General features: G+C 40.6%; 9 protein-coding genes. 8 read left to right on the forward strand and 1 reads right to left on the reverse strand.

Features of this window, described 5'->3' with window-relative positions; translation table 11 throughout:
* Nucleotides 1–395 precede the first annotated feature (395 nt).
* From ACFQZX_RS07200 to ACFQZX_RS07225, 6 genes are all read left to right on the forward strand, one after another.
* Entirely contained in the window at nt 396–1,226 is an 831-nt protein-coding gene (locus ACFQZX_RS07200) for a helix-turn-helix domain-containing protein (RefSeq protein ID WP_377113124.1), read from the forward strand.
* A 364-nt stretch (nt 1,227–1,590) separates the two neighbouring features.
* Nucleotides 1,591–3,168, forward strand: coding sequence for a cysteine peptidase family C39 domain-containing protein (locus tag ACFQZX_RS07205; protein ID WP_377113127.1), 1,578 nt, complete (start codon nt 1,591–1,593; stop codon nt 3,166–3,168).
* Between the two features lie 432 nt (nt 3,169–3,600).
* Nucleotides 3,601–5,076, forward strand: coding sequence for a TlpA family protein disulfide reductase (locus tag ACFQZX_RS07210; RefSeq protein WP_377113129.1), 1,476 nt, complete (start codon nt 3,601–3,603; stop codon nt 5,074–5,076).
* A gap of 383 nt (nt 5,077–5,459) precedes the next feature.
* The gene (locus tag ACFQZX_RS07215) at nt 5,460–6,581 is read left to right on the forward strand and encodes a TlpA family protein disulfide reductase (protein ID WP_377113132.1); all 1,122 of its coding nucleotides are present in this window, start codon (nt 5,460–5,462) and stop codon (nt 6,579–6,581) included.
* Nucleotides 6,582–6,651: 70 nt separating this feature from the next.
* On the forward strand, nt 6,652–8,829 hold the full coding sequence (locus ACFQZX_RS07220; RefSeq protein WP_377113135.1) for a peptidase domain-containing ABC transporter: 2,178 nt from the start codon (nt 6,652–6,654) through the stop codon (nt 8,827–8,829).
* Between the two features lie 10 nt (nt 8,830–8,839).
* Complete coding sequence (locus tag ACFQZX_RS07225; protein ID WP_377113137.1) at nt 8,840–10,138, forward strand: HlyD family secretion protein; 1,299 nt, start codon at nt 8,840–8,842, stop codon at nt 10,136–10,138.
* Between the two features lie 396 nt (nt 10,139–10,534).
* Here ACFQZX_RS07225 and ACFQZX_RS07230 read toward each other — a convergent pair whose 3' ends face one another.
* The gene (locus ACFQZX_RS07230) at nt 10,535–13,417 is read right to left on the reverse strand and encodes a glycoside hydrolase family 38 N-terminal domain-containing protein (protein WP_377113139.1); all 2,883 of its coding nucleotides are present in this window, start codon (nt 13,415–13,417) and stop codon (nt 10,535–10,537) included.
* A gap of 595 nt (nt 13,418–14,012) precedes the next feature.
* Here ACFQZX_RS07230 and ACFQZX_RS07235 point away from each other — a divergent pair.
* Both ACFQZX_RS07235 and ACFQZX_RS07240 read left to right on the forward strand, forming a co-directional pair.
* Nucleotides 14,013–15,320, forward strand: coding sequence for a hypothetical protein (locus ACFQZX_RS07235; RefSeq protein ID WP_377113141.1), 1,308 nt, complete (start codon nt 14,013–14,015; stop codon nt 15,318–15,320).
* 159 nt (nt 15,321–15,479) lie between these two features.
* On the forward strand, nt 15,480–18,542 hold the full coding sequence (locus tag ACFQZX_RS07240) for a SusC/RagA family TonB-linked outer membrane protein (protein WP_377113143.1): 3,063 nt from the start codon (nt 15,480–15,482) through the stop codon (nt 18,540–18,542).
* Nucleotides 18,543–18,553 lie beyond the last annotated feature (11 nt).

Here is an 18,553-nt window from a genome sequence, read left to right on the forward strand (position 1 = left end):
GACAGATCTTTTCACAAATAATTCGTCATCATAACCAGCTCTATGATGCGGAAACTTATCAGGAGTTACAAAGGGAGATCACGTTACGGTCGCTTGCCCTTGTTTTTATACATTACTTGTTGTTAATCAAATAGTTTAGCGAGAATGTAAAACTCATTTTGGTGGTTCGATCTTGTAGGGCTCCTGCAAACGGTAGCCCTAAACAGTAAAAATTTTAACCACTTACAGGTTATCGGCAACTAAACCAAGTGAATATTTCTATAGCCGTTCTTAGCCCTCAAAACTTAGTGATAATATGTCCATTGTACCTATAGACTCCGTCCATAGCGCCAAACCAAATATTTCCTTTGTTATCTTCTAAGATCCGGCCTCTTTTTATCGCTGCTTTACTTCTTATGGTTATTTCTTTAAGCGTATGCTTTAAGCCAGACGATAATGGATTTGCGTTGGCCAGAGAAATAATTGTTATGCGGACAATAGGGCATAAAATTTTACTAAGTTCTGGTGATAGCAGTTCGAGGGTGTTGCCGGTATATCAAACAAATGATGGTCAATATCATATTCGCTTTGAAAGCACTTTTAAATTTTCGCCGGATTCTGTCGTCAGCATTATCCGGCAGAATATTGAAAAAAACCATTTACCCGCAGATTACATCGTAAATGTAGTGGAATGTCAATCCAATCAGGTCATATTCGGATTCGCCATTCTCAAAACAGAGCAGACTAACCTGGTACCTTGCAAGGGTCGGAAACAGCCTAAAGCTTACTATTCTGTCAATATTGCTTTCAGGGACACGATGTTTAATGCGCTGAACACAAAATATGTTGTAGCAACCGGTGGAGGTTTAATAGCCTTTATGCTGATTTTTTCGGGGTTAAGAATAACTATTAAAGGTAAAAAATCACTTATCAGCGTGGAGAATACTCTTGCAGCTACGCCAAAAGTGGTTACTATATGGCGGTATAAGTTTCACACTGATGATCAATATCTGGAATGTAAGGAAGAAAAAGTTGAGCTTTCTGACAAGGAAGCAAAACTCTTAAATATTCTTGCAACAAAACAAAATGAACTTGTAGAAAGAGGTGTTCTTCAAAAAGTTTGGGAAGATGAAGGTGTGATCGTTGCTCGAAGTTTAGATATGTTTATTTCAAAACTTAGGAAAAAATTAGAAAGCGATCCAACTGTACGCGTTGTTAATATACATGGCAAAGGATATAAGTTATAAATAGTTTAGATGTTCAGTTATTAATAGCCTTAAGAGGCTACGCTGAAAGGCTTTGTTCTTTTTAAGCTAATCAAGTAAATCTTCCAAAATACATCTGAAGCGATTGTGTCAAATTGATGAGACCAGCTCTGGAAGTTAACTCCTATTGTTATTTCAAATTTGCAAACTTATCTACTCGTAAACCCATATCACAACCATAAAATCAAGTATGCAAAAAATCTTCAGGTTTAATTTTCTTAATAAATAAATTTAAGTCTTTAAAAATAACCGTCTTGAAATGAGGACACGTAATTTTCCGCAAAAAATAAATATTGCTTGATTAATTGTGAGCAATAGCATAAGTTTACTTAACAGTAAATCTCCTATGCCTTTAATTAACCAATTGCTTAATGCTGATTTAGTATTAGTTAAAATTATACAAGCTATTAAACCTTCCGTTACTCAATCACAAATTACTGATGAGCTGAGTATTCACCCTGATTATCCTAATTTGCTTGCTTTAAATGATGTGCTGAACAACTTTGGCATCACCTCAGGGGCCTACCGTATAATGCCTGATGAATTGGCCGATGTGCCATGCCCTTTTATTGCGCATACCAAAAAAACTGGGTACGAGTTTATGCTTGTTAAAAAGTTGACTAACGATGCGGTAACTTTGCTTAGCAGCAACAAGGGCGACTATACTTTATCCCTTAATGAGTTTAAGCAGATTTTTGACGGGGTAGTATTAGTGCCCGACGACGTTAAAACTGTTAAATACATAAACAGATCATTAAAAGATAATGCAGCAATTTGGCTTGCCGTATGCATATTGGCTTTAATTTTTACAAGTGTACTGGCTTTAAACTATAGCTTGCTAAGCTACTGGCAAGGCGTTACGCTTACCTTTTTCAAAACCACCGGCCTGGCGGTAGCTATATTGTTACTTATACAAAGTATTGATAAAAACAACCCGCTGGTGCAAACGCTTTGCGGCGGGGGCGGCAAAACCAATTGTAACGCCATATTATCCTCAAAAGCGGCTAAAATATTTGAAGGCCTTAGCTGGAGCGAGGTAGGTTTTTTTTATTTTTCGGGCACTTGGCTTACGTTGCTGATCAGTGGCGGAAGTCTTCCCATACTGCAGCTATTAGCCGTTTTAAATATTTGTTGTTTACCTTATACCATATACTCAATTTATTATCAGGCACGCATAGCGAAACAATGGTGTTTGTTTTGTTGTGCTGTACAGGCCTTGCTATGGCTGGAGTTTATGCCGCTGGTTAGTATACTTAACCAGCCACTAATATGGCCATCATTTCAGCAAATTCTGTTAGTGATTATTGGGCTTTTAGTGCCCGTAGCTTTGTGGCTGCTGCTAAAACCGATATTGTTACAGGCACAGCAGTTAAAACCGCTTAAAAGTCAATTGCAAAATTTTAAATATAATACGGAAACCTTTAACGCTACATTAAAAAATCAGCCTAAATATGCGCAGCCAGATGATGATTGGAGCATTGTATTAGGTAACGTAGAAGCGCCAAACATTATCACCATGGTAAGCAACCCCTACTGCCCACCCTGTGCCAAAACCCATAATATTTTAGATGAATGGCTAAGCCGTAACACCGGCATACAGGCCCGTATTGTGTTCACAGCCGATAACAATGACAAAGATATTAAAACCCCTGTTACACGCCACCTGATGGCGCTTTACCAACTGGGCGACAAAAACCTGATACAACGCGCTCTGCACGACTGGTATAATCAAAAACAAAAGAATTATGACGACTGGGCCAAAGAATATCCGGTAAAATTAAACGAAGAGGACTTTAAAAAACTGGATAGCCAGAAAGCCTGGTGCCAACTGGCTGAAGTAAAAGCCACGCCCACCCTGCTGGTAAACGGTTACCGCTTACCAGATGCATATCGTTTAAGTGATATAAAATATATGCTGGAATAACAGCAAAAGATACTTCTCGCGAAAGTAAAGGAGCATGCACTTTACCTGCATGCCGCCAAATTGCCGGGGCGTGGTTACGGCAAAGATAGTTAATTATTAATTCTTTGTTTTTATGTCAAAATTTAACAAACTCAGCAGAGCTGAGATGAAATTTGTAATGGGGGGATATGCACCTTTACCAGGGGTAACATGCACTTGGACTTGGTCTGGAGGATCGGATTGTGTTTCTGGTTCAACCAAAACATCGTGCGCCGATACACCAGAAAATTGCCAAGCCGGAGCAGATAACAACTGCAATTCGAATGATTGTTGTTCAGACGTAGACTGTCGTTAAAATTCAGGAGCCCGGTATTGTTTAATGCTTAGCTGAGAAAGTATAGCATACCTATTACCGGGCTCTCTTAGCTTATATTAATTATTTCTTCAGACCTCATGAAAAAACTTAGTTTGATACTTTTTGCACTATGTCATTTAATGTTTCAGACGATTGCTCAAAAGAAAACAACCGTCATATTTAGATATGAACTGGATTCTCTTAAAAAAGATTCCTTTTATTTGTCGGTAAAAAAACCATTTGACCTACGAGTTTTTGGGGAGGAAGTTAGCTACAATGGAAAAATTGTATCGGTAAATCGTCAAAACGGCTTTATAGAAACAAAGTGCCAATTTGATATACCTTCTATTTCATGTGGCTATTTGAGTTCAGGTTTTGGCTACAAAACGTTTGTAATACCTGGCGACAGTATTATTGTAAATATTGTTAGCCATTCAAAACCCACAGTAAAATTACATGATAAATATGCTCGGCCTTGGTTTAATGATCTAACTATACAAGGTAAAAATCAATTTATTTATTCACTTTTTGATTCATTGGCTAATAAGTATGGAGCATTAGGCTGGAGCAGTGGTACGCCATACAAAAAAACAGAAAATCTAAGTGACTTTTGCACGCTGGTAAGCAATAATTATTTCGCACGATTAAAGTATTTGGATAATTACATCCAAAAGTATCATATATCAGATGTGTACGCGCAACTGGCTAAAGCAGAAATATATGCAGTATATATTGATGATCTGCTTAAACCACTTGGTAAAGGCATCCGATTAGAAACATATCCGGAAAGTTATAAACTATCAATTGTAAAAGCCAATTTTAACGATCCTTTGGTATATTTTAAAACAAGTGATTATAGCTCTATAGCATACACTTATGCATCCTGTATTTCTCGGCAAAAATCAAAAGACGAACCATATAGTAATGCGGACTTTATTTCAATTTACAACCTTATCAAAAAAAAATTTACTGATACCATAAAGGATCATTTACTCACACAGCATCTGTCCTTTTTTTTAAGTAACCCCCAAATAATATATCCATCATTTGATTCTTTATTAACTGATTATAAATCAGTATGTCATAATCAATTATATAGACGCTTTATAGATTCTTCATACTCTACAAAAAAAAGTCAAATCTTAAAAAAGTATAGTGTTGATGACGCGATATTGTCTAAGATAATGAGTCTTAATGGTCAATCAATTACTGTGAAAGGGCTATTTAACTCAAAACCGGTTCTAATAATTTGTTGGGCGAGTTGGTGCGTTCCATGCATTGAAGAAATGCCTTACGAAAAACAGCTTCAAAGGCAGCTCAAAGATAAAGTAGATTTTGTTTACCTATCTTTTGACAAAAATAAGAATGCATGGCAAAGTAAATCAAAATCTTTAAAGTTGATTGAAACAAACTATTTGATGTCGGAAAATTTCACATCGGCTTTTGCGCGCTTTTATCAAATTTCATCTTTGCCATATTATTTGCTTTATGATAGAAAGCATCGGCTTTTAAAACTTGACGGTATAAGGCCATCTGATCCGCAGTTCAAAGAGGCGCTCGAAAAAATTGAATGATAGTGATGTTGTAGTAGTAAATGGTAAGATCAAAAAAGAAATTTTATTTAAATCTTAACCTTAGGACTTTGTTTTATGTCAAAATTTAACAAACTCAGCAGAACTGAGATGAAATTTGTAATGGGGGGATTGGTTCAGCCGCCTGCAGGTGGAGGATGCTACACTTGCACTATTAGTTACTCTAACGGATCAACCATAAGCGGCCCATCCTGTGGAACAGATTTTCAAAATGCTCAAGATAATCTTACGACCAACATTTTAAATCATCCGGGAACATATGGTAGCCCATCAGGATGGGGTTGTAGTGAAATTCCTTATGCAAGTTAACCATTAAAACGCCCCGAAGTATCAATACTGATGCTTCGGGATATTAAAACTGATACATGAAAAAATTAGTGTTTGTAATTGTTTCTTTTTTTTATACAACTGCAGGATTTTCGCAGGTAACGTTTTCTGGAACAATTTTAAATTCTCCAACCCAACGGGTTTATCTTATTAACTCATTCAACAAAACTGTTGATTCAGCCAAAATTGATAAGAACCACGCAATCTTCGATTTAAAAGCTGATATAAAAGATGAATCTTATTTTAACATATTTTATCAGAAGAAAGGACCTTATGTATTAAATCAGTTCGTTGTAATGCCAGGTGAACATGTTGTTTTTAGCTATGACATTGCAACTGCCGATAAAAATTTGTGGATAAAAGTTAGCGGATCCCCCACAAGTTCAGAAAGGATAACCGCACTAAAAGAGATGTATGGTTATAAACTGAACATTAGTAATATGAGGAAAGAGATCGATTCAATTTCCAGCCTTAAAAATTTTGATAGTACACAATTGGCAAGCAGACGGTCCCAAATCAACAGCAATGAAAAAAAGGCAAATGATATTGCAAAACTGGTATTTGATACAACTAAAAGCTCCTTTAACGGAAGATTAATGTTAGCAGTTTTAAGAAGCAGCAATTTAATATCAGATGACGAAAAATTGCAATTGATTCAACAATTGCAGGTAAGGTTTCCAAATGATAAAAGTATAGCGGCTTTGACTGGCAGCAGCAACGAATCAACGGGACAAGGTTTGAAGTTAAATTCAATAGCTTTCAACATTAGTTTGAAGGATACGGGAGATGTACAAAAGGATTATATGAAATCTAATTTCAAATTTATGCTTATTGATTTTTGGGCAAGTTGGTGTAAGCCCTGCAGGGAGGAATCGCCAAATTTGGTCGGCGCAATGGATAAATTTGAATCTAAAGGCTTTAAAGTACTTGCGGTTTCAGTTGATACTGATAAAAGTTTATGGTTGAAAGCCATACATTTTGATAAGACATCTAATTTCTATCATGTAAACGATCCTGCAGGAACCAAAAGTAAATATTTAAGAGATTATCAAATACTTGCATTGCCGGCAAACTTTCTTATTGATAGTACCGGAAAGGTAGTAGCTAAAAATCTTCGGGGAACTGATCTTTATAAAAAACTGGATGAGATTTTTAAGTAAAATTTGTCGGTGCTTCACTCTTGGTGTATGTTAAATCTATTTACTAACTTACATTGATACAAACTACCTGATGCCATTCCCCTTTTACAAACAACCCGACCAGATGGACTGCGGCCCTTCCTGTTTGCGCATGATCTCGAAACATTACGGCCGCAACATTAAAATACAAAAATTAAGGCAGCTTTGCGAGATAAACCGCGAAGGTGTTTCTTTATTGGGTATCAGTGATGCTTCCGAAAAGTTGGGATTCAGATCGTTGGGCGCCAGGCTTAACCTGGCCGACCTAAAGGAAGCCGAACTGCCCTGCATCTTACACTGGCGACAAAACCACTTTGTAGTTTTATACAAAATAAAGAAAGGGAGGTATTACATCGCTGATCCCGGTAGTGGCCTGGTTACTTTGAGCGAAGCCGATTTTGCCGCAGCCTGGCTGTCAGATAAAGATAATAACGAGGGGATTGCCCTGCTACTTGCACCTACACCTTATTTTTATGAGCAGGATGATGAGAAACAAGATAAGGTTAGTTGGGGGTTTTTGCTGCGCTACCTGGTAACGTACCGGCAATTGGTTTTGCAACTTCTGTTTGGTTTGGGCATTGGCACATTGTTACAACTGGTTACGCCGTTCTTAACACAATCTGTAGTTGATATCGGTATTAACACCCGTAACCTGAACTTCGTTTACCTGGTGATTATTGCTCAGGCAATGCTGATCGTTGGCAGGGTGAGCGTTGAGTTTATCCGCTCGTGGATATTGCTGCATATCAGCACAAGGGTAAATATTTCTATCCTTACAGATTTCCTGATCAAGCTGATGAAGTTGCCTATTAGCTTTTTTGATACCAAAATGACCGGCGATATCATGCAGCGCATGAATGATCAGCGGCGTATCGAAACTTTTTTGACGGGTTCAACATTAAGCACCCTTTTTTCCATGTTTAACCTGGTGGTATTTTCAGTTGTTCTTGCGTATTACAATACCACTATATTTTTTGTTTATCTGCTAAGCAGCATTCTTTATGTTGGATGGATATTAGCCTTTCTTAAACGCCGCCGCGAGATCAACTATAAAAGTTTTGAAATATCTTCAAAAAACCAAAGTAGTATTGTACAATTAGTAAGTGGGATGCAGGAAATTAAACTAAATAACTGCGAACAGCAAAAACGGTGGGAATGGGAACATTTGCAGGCAAGATTATTTAAGTTTAACGTGAAAAACCTGGCTTTGAGCCAGTACCAGCAAGGGGGCTCAACGTTTATTAATGAGTCGACCAATCTGCTTATTACATTTTTGAGTGCCAAGGCTGTTATAGAAGGTAATTTAACATTGGGCGCTATGATGGCTGTACAGTATATCATTGGCCAGCTAAATAGCCCTATACAAATGTTTTTATCCTTCATTCAGGGCTTTCAGGATGCCAAGATCAGTTTGGAGAGATTGAATGAAATACATGAAATGGACGACGAAGAGCCGGCAGAGAAAGAGTTTAGTCATGAGCTACCGCAAAACCTCGGCATCAGCCTTAATAATCTTACTTTCAGGTACCCGGGGGCAGGTAACGAGCCGGTTTTACAAAATATTGATCTTAAGATACCACAAGGAAAGACAACGGCCATTGTAGGTATGAGCGGTAGCGGTAAAACAACTATTTTAAAACTGCTGCTCAGGTTTTATGAGCCGCAGCAGGGCGATATAAAAGTAGGCGAACAAGCACTTGGTAACATAAGTTTTAAAACCTGGCGGGGCAGCTGCGGCGTTGTGATGCAGGATGGCTTTATATTTTCTGACACCATAGAACGCAATATTGCCGTTGGCGACGAATACCCAGACAAGCAAAAGCTTAAGCATGCCATAAAAGTTGCTAATATTCAGGATTTGATCGATGGCCTGCCATTGGGATTAAATACCAAGATCGGAGCAGAGGGCAACGGCATCAGCCAGGGCCAGCGTCAACGCCTGCTCATCGCCCGCGCCGTATACAAGGATCCGGAATACATCTTTTTTGACGAGGCGACTAACGCGCTTGATGCCAATAACGAGCGTGTTATCATGCAAAATTTAAAGGAGTTTTTTAATGGGCGCACAGTGGTTGTTGTGGCACACCGGCTAAGTACAGTAAGCAATGCTGATAATATCATTGTGCTGAACCATGGTCATATTACAGAGCAAGGTACCCATCACGAACTGACGACCGCAAGGGGCGAGTATTATAATCTGGTAAAAAACCAGTTGGAGTTAGGAATGTAAACTAATAGTTATGCCAATTTTTTCTACTGATACCAATACCCAGGTAAGGCACTCAGACGATGTGCAGGATATCATTACAGCGGTACCATCATGGTTGCTGCGCTGGGGTATCACGCTGTTCTTTTGCGTGCTTGTACTTATTTTAAGCTTGTCGGCACTCATTAAATATCCGGATATTGTTAAAACACAACTAAAAATAACATCGCCTGATAAACCCAAACAGGTTGTGGCCAAAGTTGCCGGTAAGCTGGTGAAAATAATGGTGAGCAATAACCAGTTGGTGCAGGAAAATCAACCGCTGGCTTTTATTGAAAGTACTGCGAACCATCAGGCGGTTTTAACGCTTATAGCCAAACTGCAACTGGTGCAAAAACAGCTGAACAATGGCCAGCCCTTGGATAAAAGTGTATTTGCATTGGCGGGTAATGGAGAACTGGGTGAATTACAGCCGGCTTACCAATCATTCACCCAATCATATATTACTTATAACTCTACAATAGAAAATGGTTTTTTAGTAAAAAAAAGGATATATCTACAAAAAGATAATGAATCCCTTAATCAGCAAATTTCGCAATTAAAGGCCGAACGTGAATTGCAACAGCGAGATTTTAAGCTGGCTCAGGAGGAATATGATATGCACAAAAAACTTGCGCAGCAAAAAGTAGAGACCCCTGCCGAACTGCGTCAGCAGGAAAGTAAATATATAGCACGCAAGTCGCCCCTATTGCAAACCGACGCTTCTTTGATCACCGCCAACACAAATCTTTTGGCTAAGCAAAAAGAGATTATGGAACTGGATAACCAGGTGCTTGAAGAGCGGTCGAAATTTGCACAGGCGCTAAACAGCCTTATCAGCCAGGCTGAAGACTGGAAAACCAAATACGTATTAACAGCTTCGCAAACCGGCCGTGTAGCATTTGCCGGCATCATTCAGCAAAACCAGATAATTACTGCTGGGCAGGATGTGTTTTATGTAAATGCCGGTAACGATCAATTTTTTGGTGAAATGAACATTCCGCAGGATAACCTGGGGAAGGTTAAAGAAGGCCAGGAAGTGCTGGTCAAATTAAAAAGCTATCCATTTGAAGAGTTTGGTATGATGCGGGGTAAGATAAGCTACCTCTCTGACGTACCTTACAAAGACAGCATTTTTATATCAAAGGTACAGCTAAATTCAAAAATGTCTGATATGAAGCGGCCGGTGCACCTAAAAGAAGGTATGTTGGCCAGTGCCGAAATTATTACCGAAGATGCGACGCTTTTACAGCGCCTGACACGTAACATCATGAGAGCCTTGAATACGCGCTGATAACTATCTGCCTAAACAAAAAGCGCTTATTTGTCTACTTTACCTGCAAATAATTTAAAGCTTATGGTATCAACAAAAAATGTGGAAAAGGGATCTGGATAATGGGCAGAGGAAGCGTTAAGAGCCGTTCAGCAGGTGCTATAGTGCTTTAGCTGAACGAGTCAACGGCTTCATCAGGAACGATCACCTGAATATTAACCTGTAAATATGAGTCAGTCTAAAAAATGATTAAACAGTCGGTTGATCTTTACCATACAATAAAATCACATCTCTCATCAAGTTATCAAACACCAAGAGTAATACACAAAAAAAGTCCTTGCCGGTATAACCTTACAAGGACTAATATTCACTCATTTGAAACTGCCAGCCTTTTTCAGGGCGACTCACAGTGTTAATTTATTCTTCTACTTTCAAAGTAAGTATCCCTTTGGCCGGTATCGCGATTGTGCCGTTTAACTTTCGTTTCTCTGTTTCCATTAAATCGCTTTCCCAAACTTTTAATTCCTTTTTTTGCTTGGATGTCAATGTAATAACGCTGCCATTATCTGCTGCGTTCACCAACGTGATAATTACGCCTTTTCCGTTATCTGCCTGTTTCAGGCTTTCAACATAAACATTGTTTGCGGCGATATTAAAAAATAAGCCGTTGTCAGTACTTTGAGAGCCCGGTGCAGCAACCAGTGGCTGATGATTGCTAAGGCCATACTGGTTTGCTTTGTATGCATCATAACCCTTATTGTGTGCCTGTATGTAGTAACGGTAGCTGCTTACCCCATCTTGGTCTGCCCTGAAATTGGTATGCCATAAATTGTTCATCACCCATGAATAAACCTGCGACGATTGCGGAGTAAATGTTATCCAATAAGGGGAGAAATGAAGGCCGCCCAACAGATTTGCCGTAGTTATTTTGCCGATCTCAAACAAAGGGGCGTCCGGGCTGCTCCACGTAATACCATAACTGTCGTTAGATACATCTAACCAGCGTTGCATGGTATACCAGTTGTGGTTGGCGTAAGGTAACTGATCGGCTTCTGCAGCGATACTTCCCCATGGTATATTGTAATGTACCTGGGCCTGCGGCACTTCAAAAGGAAAGGCAAAATGAACACTTTCCTTGCGGCGGATAGCCTTCTTATCTATTGTATTGATGATCTCTATATTATCTACCCCGCTTACCAGTCTTACTTCCCTTTTTAAACTGTTAGTGCCGGGCGCATCAGCCGTTACAATTAAACTTACCACCAGTGGGCCGTTTTCTTTAATGCTTATCCTGGCATTTGAGCTTGTTTGCTTATACTTTAAAGTATCGCCAGGGAGGTAGATGTATTGATCAAGTGATGCGGTGTCGTTTACAAAGTTTCTGCCATACTTAATTAACTTACTGATGTTACCGTTTGCTTTATCTATAATTACCGTATATAGCCCGTTAAAAAGTGTATTGCCGGTAATTTTAGCTATCCCGTTATGAAAAGCCTTTCCTTTACTAATGGTATAAGTAGTTTTGCCAAACGCAGGTACATTTGCCAAAATGGCCAGATCGCCGGTACTTAACCGTTGTGAAGGCGCTTTTTTACCAGATGCATCTTTAACCAGGTCACCTGCCCGGCTTAATGCTGCAGAAACATATACAACATCGGTACGCGGCCATCCAAGCGTGTTATAAACGTCCAGCAGGTTATTGCCGGCCTGGCTGGCAGTAGCAGCCACTTTTAACAGCGAATCTGCCTTTTTATAACCGGTTTCTGCAAATGAGCGCTTAACCTGCCATTCGCTGATGACCTTTGGGTTTTCCGGCTCGTCCACGCTGTTATATGCACCCCAGGTATGCTCGCTGAAGAGCAGCAGGTTTTTCCAGGTATCCGCAAAATTACCTGCCGGGTAGTTTGGCAGGCCGCGCATTGCCCATATCGCATCGGCTTGTTTAAGTTTGTCTGAAGCCTTCCTGCTCATGGCTGTTTCTTTAGCGGCAGATGATACGCCATCGGTCCAGTATTCGGTGTAATCTCCGGAAAAAACCGGCAGTTTGTCTTTATACTTCTTTTCCAGGTCGTTAAAAAATTGGGCAGTTGATGTGATAACAAGCTTGGGTGATGAGTAATGCTCATTCCATGCTTTTACCGCATCCGGCAGTTCCGGGTCTATAGGGGCGTTATCGCTCATAGCCCAGGTCAGTATGGTCATGTCGTACGGAAACCCTTTCTGCTCCAGTTCACCCAGATACTCAAACAGGTAAGGGTTAAGGAAATTTTCTGATGGTTTGCCTGTATAATAGGGTTTAGGATCCTCGATGGTGAAAAAGTTAGGTATTTTGGTGCCTTTAAGTTTGTACCCTATGGAATAGGGCTGGCACTGCCAAAACAGCAATTTTTCTTTTCCCGATGGTGACAACCAGTAAAATGGTTTATCCTGCCATTTAGCCAGGTTGCCTATCCTGTCAGAAGCGTTAGGCCCCGATAGGAAGTATTTGATGCCGGTTTGTTCTGATTGCGCGGCCAGCCCCCATGAGGCTCCGGGTACATCACCCTGAAACATGGTATGTATCTCTATGCCGTTCTGTTTAGCCAGTTGCTGCGACCGGAAAAACATTTGCATCAGCTGCCGGGAATCGGTAAGGCTGGTATTGATGTTGCCATAAGCGCCATCAAGGTTTATCCATCCCTTTTTTACAGCATTCCAAAAACGTGCTTGTTTTTCAGCACTTGAAAGTTTAAGATAATTATCCACAACCCATATAGCCTCGGTGGTCCATTTAAATTGCGCCCCTGGAGGGTAGTTTTGCGTTTTCTCTGCCAGGGCTATCGACTCGTCAATATTATCCATGTGAAGCTTTAGCACTTTGGCCTGTGTGTTAGTATACCCTATATCAACATGCGAGTGTGGCAGTACATAAACTTTCCAGTTATTACGGGCTGGTTCAACAATACAGCGCGCCGAATAGGTGCGGTTCCCGCTTACCAAAGTAACGGAGGCCTGTGTGGAAACTTTTATATCCGGGCCCGGCAAAGGCACTTCGAATACAGTTTGTCCTTCCTTATTCAGGGGTATCTGTAATTTATCGGTATGGCCGTTAAAACTAACTGTTAATTGCCCGTCTGAGTAGTTTTTACCGTTATTAAAAATTAATCTTGCTACCCTGCGTTCCTGCCCGTTTTGCTTTATAAAAGCTACAGTTTGCTGCAGGCTGACAGATGTAAAATGCTGCGTTACGTTTTGTGCATATATAGCAGTTGCCTGGCATATGGTTAAGAGTACAAAAAAAAGTTTAATACAAAATCTCATAAATAAAAGTAGTTGAATTGTAATGGTTTATGAAGATAAATTAGTGATGTTCTGCTTTGTAATAATGTACAAACATATAATTTATAAATGCATATCAAAATAAATATTTGAAGGGTTTTAATTGCTTTAAAATTAAGGGCAATACATTTTAAACGAAATAGGTATGCAGCAACTAATCACAGTTTATTAACGAGGTAATCAGGTGCGCCTGTAGCTGTTCTGATTTTTAAGGTTCAGTTCTTTGAGGATCTATATGGTAGCGTTAATTAAGAAAATTATCTATGTTTTTCAGTTAATAAATAGCAGATGTGTGGTGCATAAATTACACGTTGATTAAATTTTTTAATAAATCAAAACAATAATATTTTTTTAAGGTTTCGACATCATAACCAATTAGTCTTAAAATAACGTTTTTCAATGCCTGATAAAGATTCCTCCCTCTTTTTTGCCGTCCAGTAAATATTGCATATAAGGCAAAATTGCTTAAAATTTAAAAATAATTTGTATTTTAATATTATGAATTTATGTTTGTACATGATTGTAATTTTATAGTTGCAATTTTTTATAACCTAAGTTTTTCTTAACCCAGTTGCCGATGAAGAAGCTTTTTACGCTATTAGTAGTGTTTGCTTTGTGCGGTTCTAAATATGTGCAGGGGCAGTCGTTAACTGATAAAACTGTTGCGCGGCAGATATTGAATGATCGCAACCTGGATAGTATACAGCGTAATGCGCTCCAATTGTTAAAAGGTTTTTCTGCGGGCACATCATATAATGAGGTCTGGATCCGTGATTTCAATACTTTTATCAGGGGTTCTTTAAAGGTGAGGGATAAACAAACCGTTAAGGATGTTTTACTCCTGTTTTTCAAGATACAGGGTGACGACGGTAACATTGTTGACGGACTGGTTGATACTTCTAAAGCGCATGGCGGGTATGCGTATCGTTACTCCAAATTGCTCCCAACATGGGCGGCACATAAAAATACTGTGGAAACGGATCAGGAGTCGTCTTTGGTGCAGGCGGTAAAAAAATATATTGATGTTACTGGGGATGCCTCTATCCTTACGGAAGTGATAGACGGCAAAACAGTAATGAGAAGAATGGAAGATGCCATGCAATACATTCTTACCGACCGTTGGAGTGCCAGATATCAGCTTGTAAAAGGCGCCACAACCATTGATTGGGGCGATGTACAGCCCGAAGCAGGCTGGGGCGTAGCCATCAATAAACAAACCAAGTGGAGTATTGATATTTATGACAACGCCATGTTTGCCATCGCCCTTCGCGATTTGGCAGAGATGAAACCCGCAGGTTATACTTTTCAAAAAAACTGGCAGGATATTGCTGCAAAACTTAAGAAACAGGTAAGGGCGCACCTGTGGTCGTCTGCCAATAATAAATATATACCCCACCTTTACCTTAACGGAAGCCCTTTCAGCGGGAGTTTTGATGAAAAGGCTATTTTATATACCGGCGGAACTATCTGTGCGATAATGGCCGGCTTTAATACCCCGGCAGAAATAAAACAGATATTAAGGCAATTCCGCGCTGCAGCGGCTAAAGAAAAATACGCCACCATCGGCATAACTGTTTACCCGCCTTACCCATTATCGCAATTCCCTAACATGAAACCATACCTGTACCAGAATGCAGGCGACTGGACATGGTTTGGCGGCCGCATAGCCGAAGCATTAAAGCCCTACGGCTTACTTACAGATGCTTACCGGGATTTGAAACCCATGCTTGCAAGGGCCATAGAAAATAAAGGATTTTATGAATGGTATGATGTACAAACCGGTAAGCCCAAAGGATCAGGCGATTTTAGGGGCGAGGCAGGTGTACTGTATGATGCCATAGATATACTAAAGCTTTGGGCAAAACAAGTGCTTAAAGAGGGGTAGCCAGCTATCCGTATATAAAGAGCAAATGCTGTAACGGCATAAACATCTATAACTAATTGAAAATGCACACTCAACCAATTTCTTGCGGGGTAGATATACCACCGTAATCCTTTCTGCTTCTCTAAACAGAAACACTTTAACTCAAACCTCAAACTCATTATGAAAAAAATTATCTACCTAACACTCTTATGTATGCTTTCCGTACAGGCCTGGGCACAGGTACAGGTTACAGGAAAGGTAACAGACGCCAAAGACGGCCAGTCGTTAATTGGTGTTACAGTTCAGATCAAGGGCACAAGCACCGGTACAGTAACCGATCAAAATGGTAATTACACCCTATCTACGCCCAATGCAACAACCATTATCGCTTTTTCTTATACCGGTTATGTAACCAAAGAGCTTCCTGCCGGCAATGGCCCGCTTAATGTACAAATGGAAGCCAAAGCAAATTCCCTGAATGAAGTGGTGGTTATTGGCTACGGTACCGTAAAAAAATCAGACCTTACCGGTTCTGTCGCTACCGTAAAGGGAGACAGGCTTGTAGACCGGCCGGTTACCAACGTTACCCAGGCATTGCAGGGTAAGGTTGCCGGTGTGGATGTAAGCGTTAACAGTACCGCGCCGGGTGCAGGTGCAAAGGTCCGCATCAGGGGTATAGGTTCTATCAACTCCAATATCGATCCGCTTTATGTGGTGGATGGTGTAATAGGTGTAGATCCCAATACCATCAACCCTAATGATGTTGCCTCGATGGAAGTGTTGAAAGACGCGTCATCAACAGCTATCTACGGTTCACGCGGTGCTAACGGGGTGATCATGATCACTACTAAAAGAGGAAGAAAAGGACCCGCAACTGTTAGCTATGAAAACAACCTGTACGTAAACCAGCTTTACAGGCACCTGCCTACCTTAAATGCCAGGGAATTTATTGATGTGTATAACAAAGCCTTTGCCAACGGACAAAAATATGACCCAGTAGGTGACGTTTGGACCCCGCCGGCAGCGCTTAATCATGCAAACTACCCAAAGCTTTTTGATGAGAATGATAACCCTATATATGATACCAACTGGGAAAAAGAAACCTATAAGCCATCATTTTCTCAGAATCACCAGTTATTGGTGCAGGGTGGCGGCGAAAAGTCAGTATACAGTATATCACTTGGTTACCTGAATGAAAATGGCCTTGCGCCAACATCAAACTTTAAGCGTTATTCCATGAAGATGACAATGGATAACGACGTAAATGATTGGCTTAAGGTTGGCGGAAATATCAACGTTATCCGGAGTACGCAAAGGCTGGTAACAGACGGTAACGGTAGCCTTAACCTGCCGCGTGCAGTGGCCGAAGAGGTGCCGATCGTGCCTGTTAAGTATCCTGATGGTACCTGGGCCGGTAACTTTGATATTAACGGTTTAGAAGGCGCGCCGAACCCAGTTCATATTGCCAATAACCGTTATACACTGAATAATACCCTGCAGGCGCTTGGAAACGTGTATGCGATATTGCATTTAACTAAAGAGCTTGATTTTAAATCTGACTTTGGTTATACAGTAGGGTCGCAAAAAAACAACTTTTATTCTGCTATGGACCTGCCGCACATTTCTCAGGACCAGGGCGGTGTGGCTAATATCAACGCTTACGAGAACTACCATTGGCAAACAGAAAACTACCTTACCTGGAACAAGAAGATCAACGAGCGCAACAGGTTTACCGCCTTGTTAGGTGCTTCTTTACAGCGTACCGGTTTTGAAAGGGTACGGTCTGAAACACAAAACTTTGTTGACGACTTTTTCCAATGGCATAATCAAACCGCCGGATCGGTAAGATCTGCGAATGAATCGGAGGATAATTACTCTTCATTGGCATCAGTATACGCACGTATTACCTATAACCTTGATGAGAAGTACTTATTCACCGCTACTGGTCGTTACGACGGTTCATCAAGATTTGGTGCTAATAACCGATTCGCTTTCTTCCCTTCTGTAGGTGCCGCATGGCGCGTATCTGAAGAAGACTTCCTGAAAGGGAATAAAACCATTTCTAACTTAAAACTAAGGGCCAGTTACGGTACCTCGGGTAATCAGGAAATAGGCTACGGTCTTTCACAATTGCAGTTGTCGCCAAGCAACACTGTATTGGATGGAAAAAACCAGACCATTATATTGCCTAATTATTTAGGTAACCGCGATTTAAAATGGGAGCGATCTGACCAGTTTGATGCCGGACTGGAATTAGGGTTATTTGGTGATCGCATCAGTTTGAATGCGGATTATTATAACCGTACTACCAAAGACCTGCTCTTACAAACACCAATCCCTTGGTCGGCGGGTGAGGTTCAGGCCAACGTTTACCGGAACATAGGCTCGGTACGTAACAGCGGTATCGAGTTAGCCTTAAATACGCAAAACATCCGCACTACCGATTTTGAATGGTCAACCAGCTTCCTGTTCACCGCGAACAAAAACAAGGTGCTTAAGCTGAATGATAACAATGCTGATATTTTCCCTGGCCCTAACTTTTTGGGACAAAACTTTGTGATAAGGGTAGGCGAGCCGATCGGTTCTTTCTACGGACGTACCCGTTTAGGCACCTGGGGTACCGACGAGGCTGCTGAAGCGGCAACTCACGGATTGAAGCCAGGAGACAGGAAGTATAAATATAACCCGGACGGAAGTGAATACTATAGCATTATCGGCCAGGCTTATCCTAAATGGACCGGTAACATCAACAGTACAATGCGTTACAAAAATTGGGATTTCTCGTTCGATATCCGCTTTGTACAGGGTGTAAATACTGCAGCTAACTTTAAGCACTCTGTTGAGGACCGCCAGACATTGGCAAACAGCCTTACCACTGTACTTAATGCCTGGACACCTACTAACCAAAATACAATGGTATCTGAAGTTAGGAACTATAAGTTTGCACAGGACTCCAAATTTGATACCTGGTGGGTAGAGGATGGTTCATTCATCAGAGGGCAGAACTTTATATTAGGTTACACCTTCCAACCGGATGTTGTTAAAAAACTCAGCCTTACACGCCTCAGAGTTTATGCAAGCGTACAAAACCTGTTCCTGATAACTAAATACACAGGTTACGACCCGGAGGTTGATACCTTTAACCAAAGCTATGGTTCAAATGCTGCCTTTTCGCAAAACGTAGACTTTTTTGCGCCGCCGCGCCCGCGTGTATGGAACCTTGGTATACAGGCGTCATTTTAAGTTTGCAGAAG

The organism is Mucilaginibacter litoreus (assembly GCF_042676805.1).
Classification (GTDB): domain Bacteria; phylum Bacteroidota; class Bacteroidia; order Sphingobacteriales; family Sphingobacteriaceae; genus Mucilaginibacter; species Mucilaginibacter litoreus.

Excerpts from the sequence above, each read along its gene's own strand:
- ACFQZX_RS07200 (WP_377113124.1), top strand. The coding sequence starts at position 396 with ATGGTTATTTCTTTAAGCGTATGCTTTAAGCCAGACGATAATGGATTT.
- ACFQZX_RS07205 (WP_377113127.1), top strand. The coding sequence starts at position 1,591 with ATGCCTTTAATTAACCAATTGCTTAATGCTGATTTAGTATTAGTTAAA.
- ACFQZX_RS07210 (WP_377113129.1), top strand. The coding sequence starts at position 3,601 with ATGAAAAAACTTAGTTTGATACTTTTTGCACTATGTCATTTAATGTTT.
- ACFQZX_RS07215 (WP_377113132.1), top strand. The coding sequence starts at position 5,460 with ATGAAAAAATTAGTGTTTGTAATTGTTTCTTTTTTTTATACAACTGCA.
- ACFQZX_RS07220 (WP_377113135.1), top strand. The coding sequence starts at position 6,652 with ATGCCATTCCCCTTTTACAAACAACCCGACCAGATGGACTGCGGCCCT.
- ACFQZX_RS07225 (WP_377113137.1), top strand. The coding sequence starts at position 8,840 with ATGCCAATTTTTTCTACTGATACCAATACCCAGGTAAGGCACTCAGAC.
- ACFQZX_RS07230 (WP_377113139.1), bottom strand. The coding sequence starts at position 13,417 with ATGAGATTTTGTATTAAACTTTTTTTTGTACTCTTAACCATATGCCAG.
- ACFQZX_RS07235 (WP_377113141.1), top strand. The coding sequence starts at position 14,013 with ATGAAGAAGCTTTTTACGCTATTAGTAGTGTTTGCTTTGTGCGGTTCT.
- ACFQZX_RS07240 (WP_377113143.1), top strand. The coding sequence starts at position 15,480 with ATGAAAAAAATTATCTACCTAACACTCTTATGTATGCTTTCCGTACAG.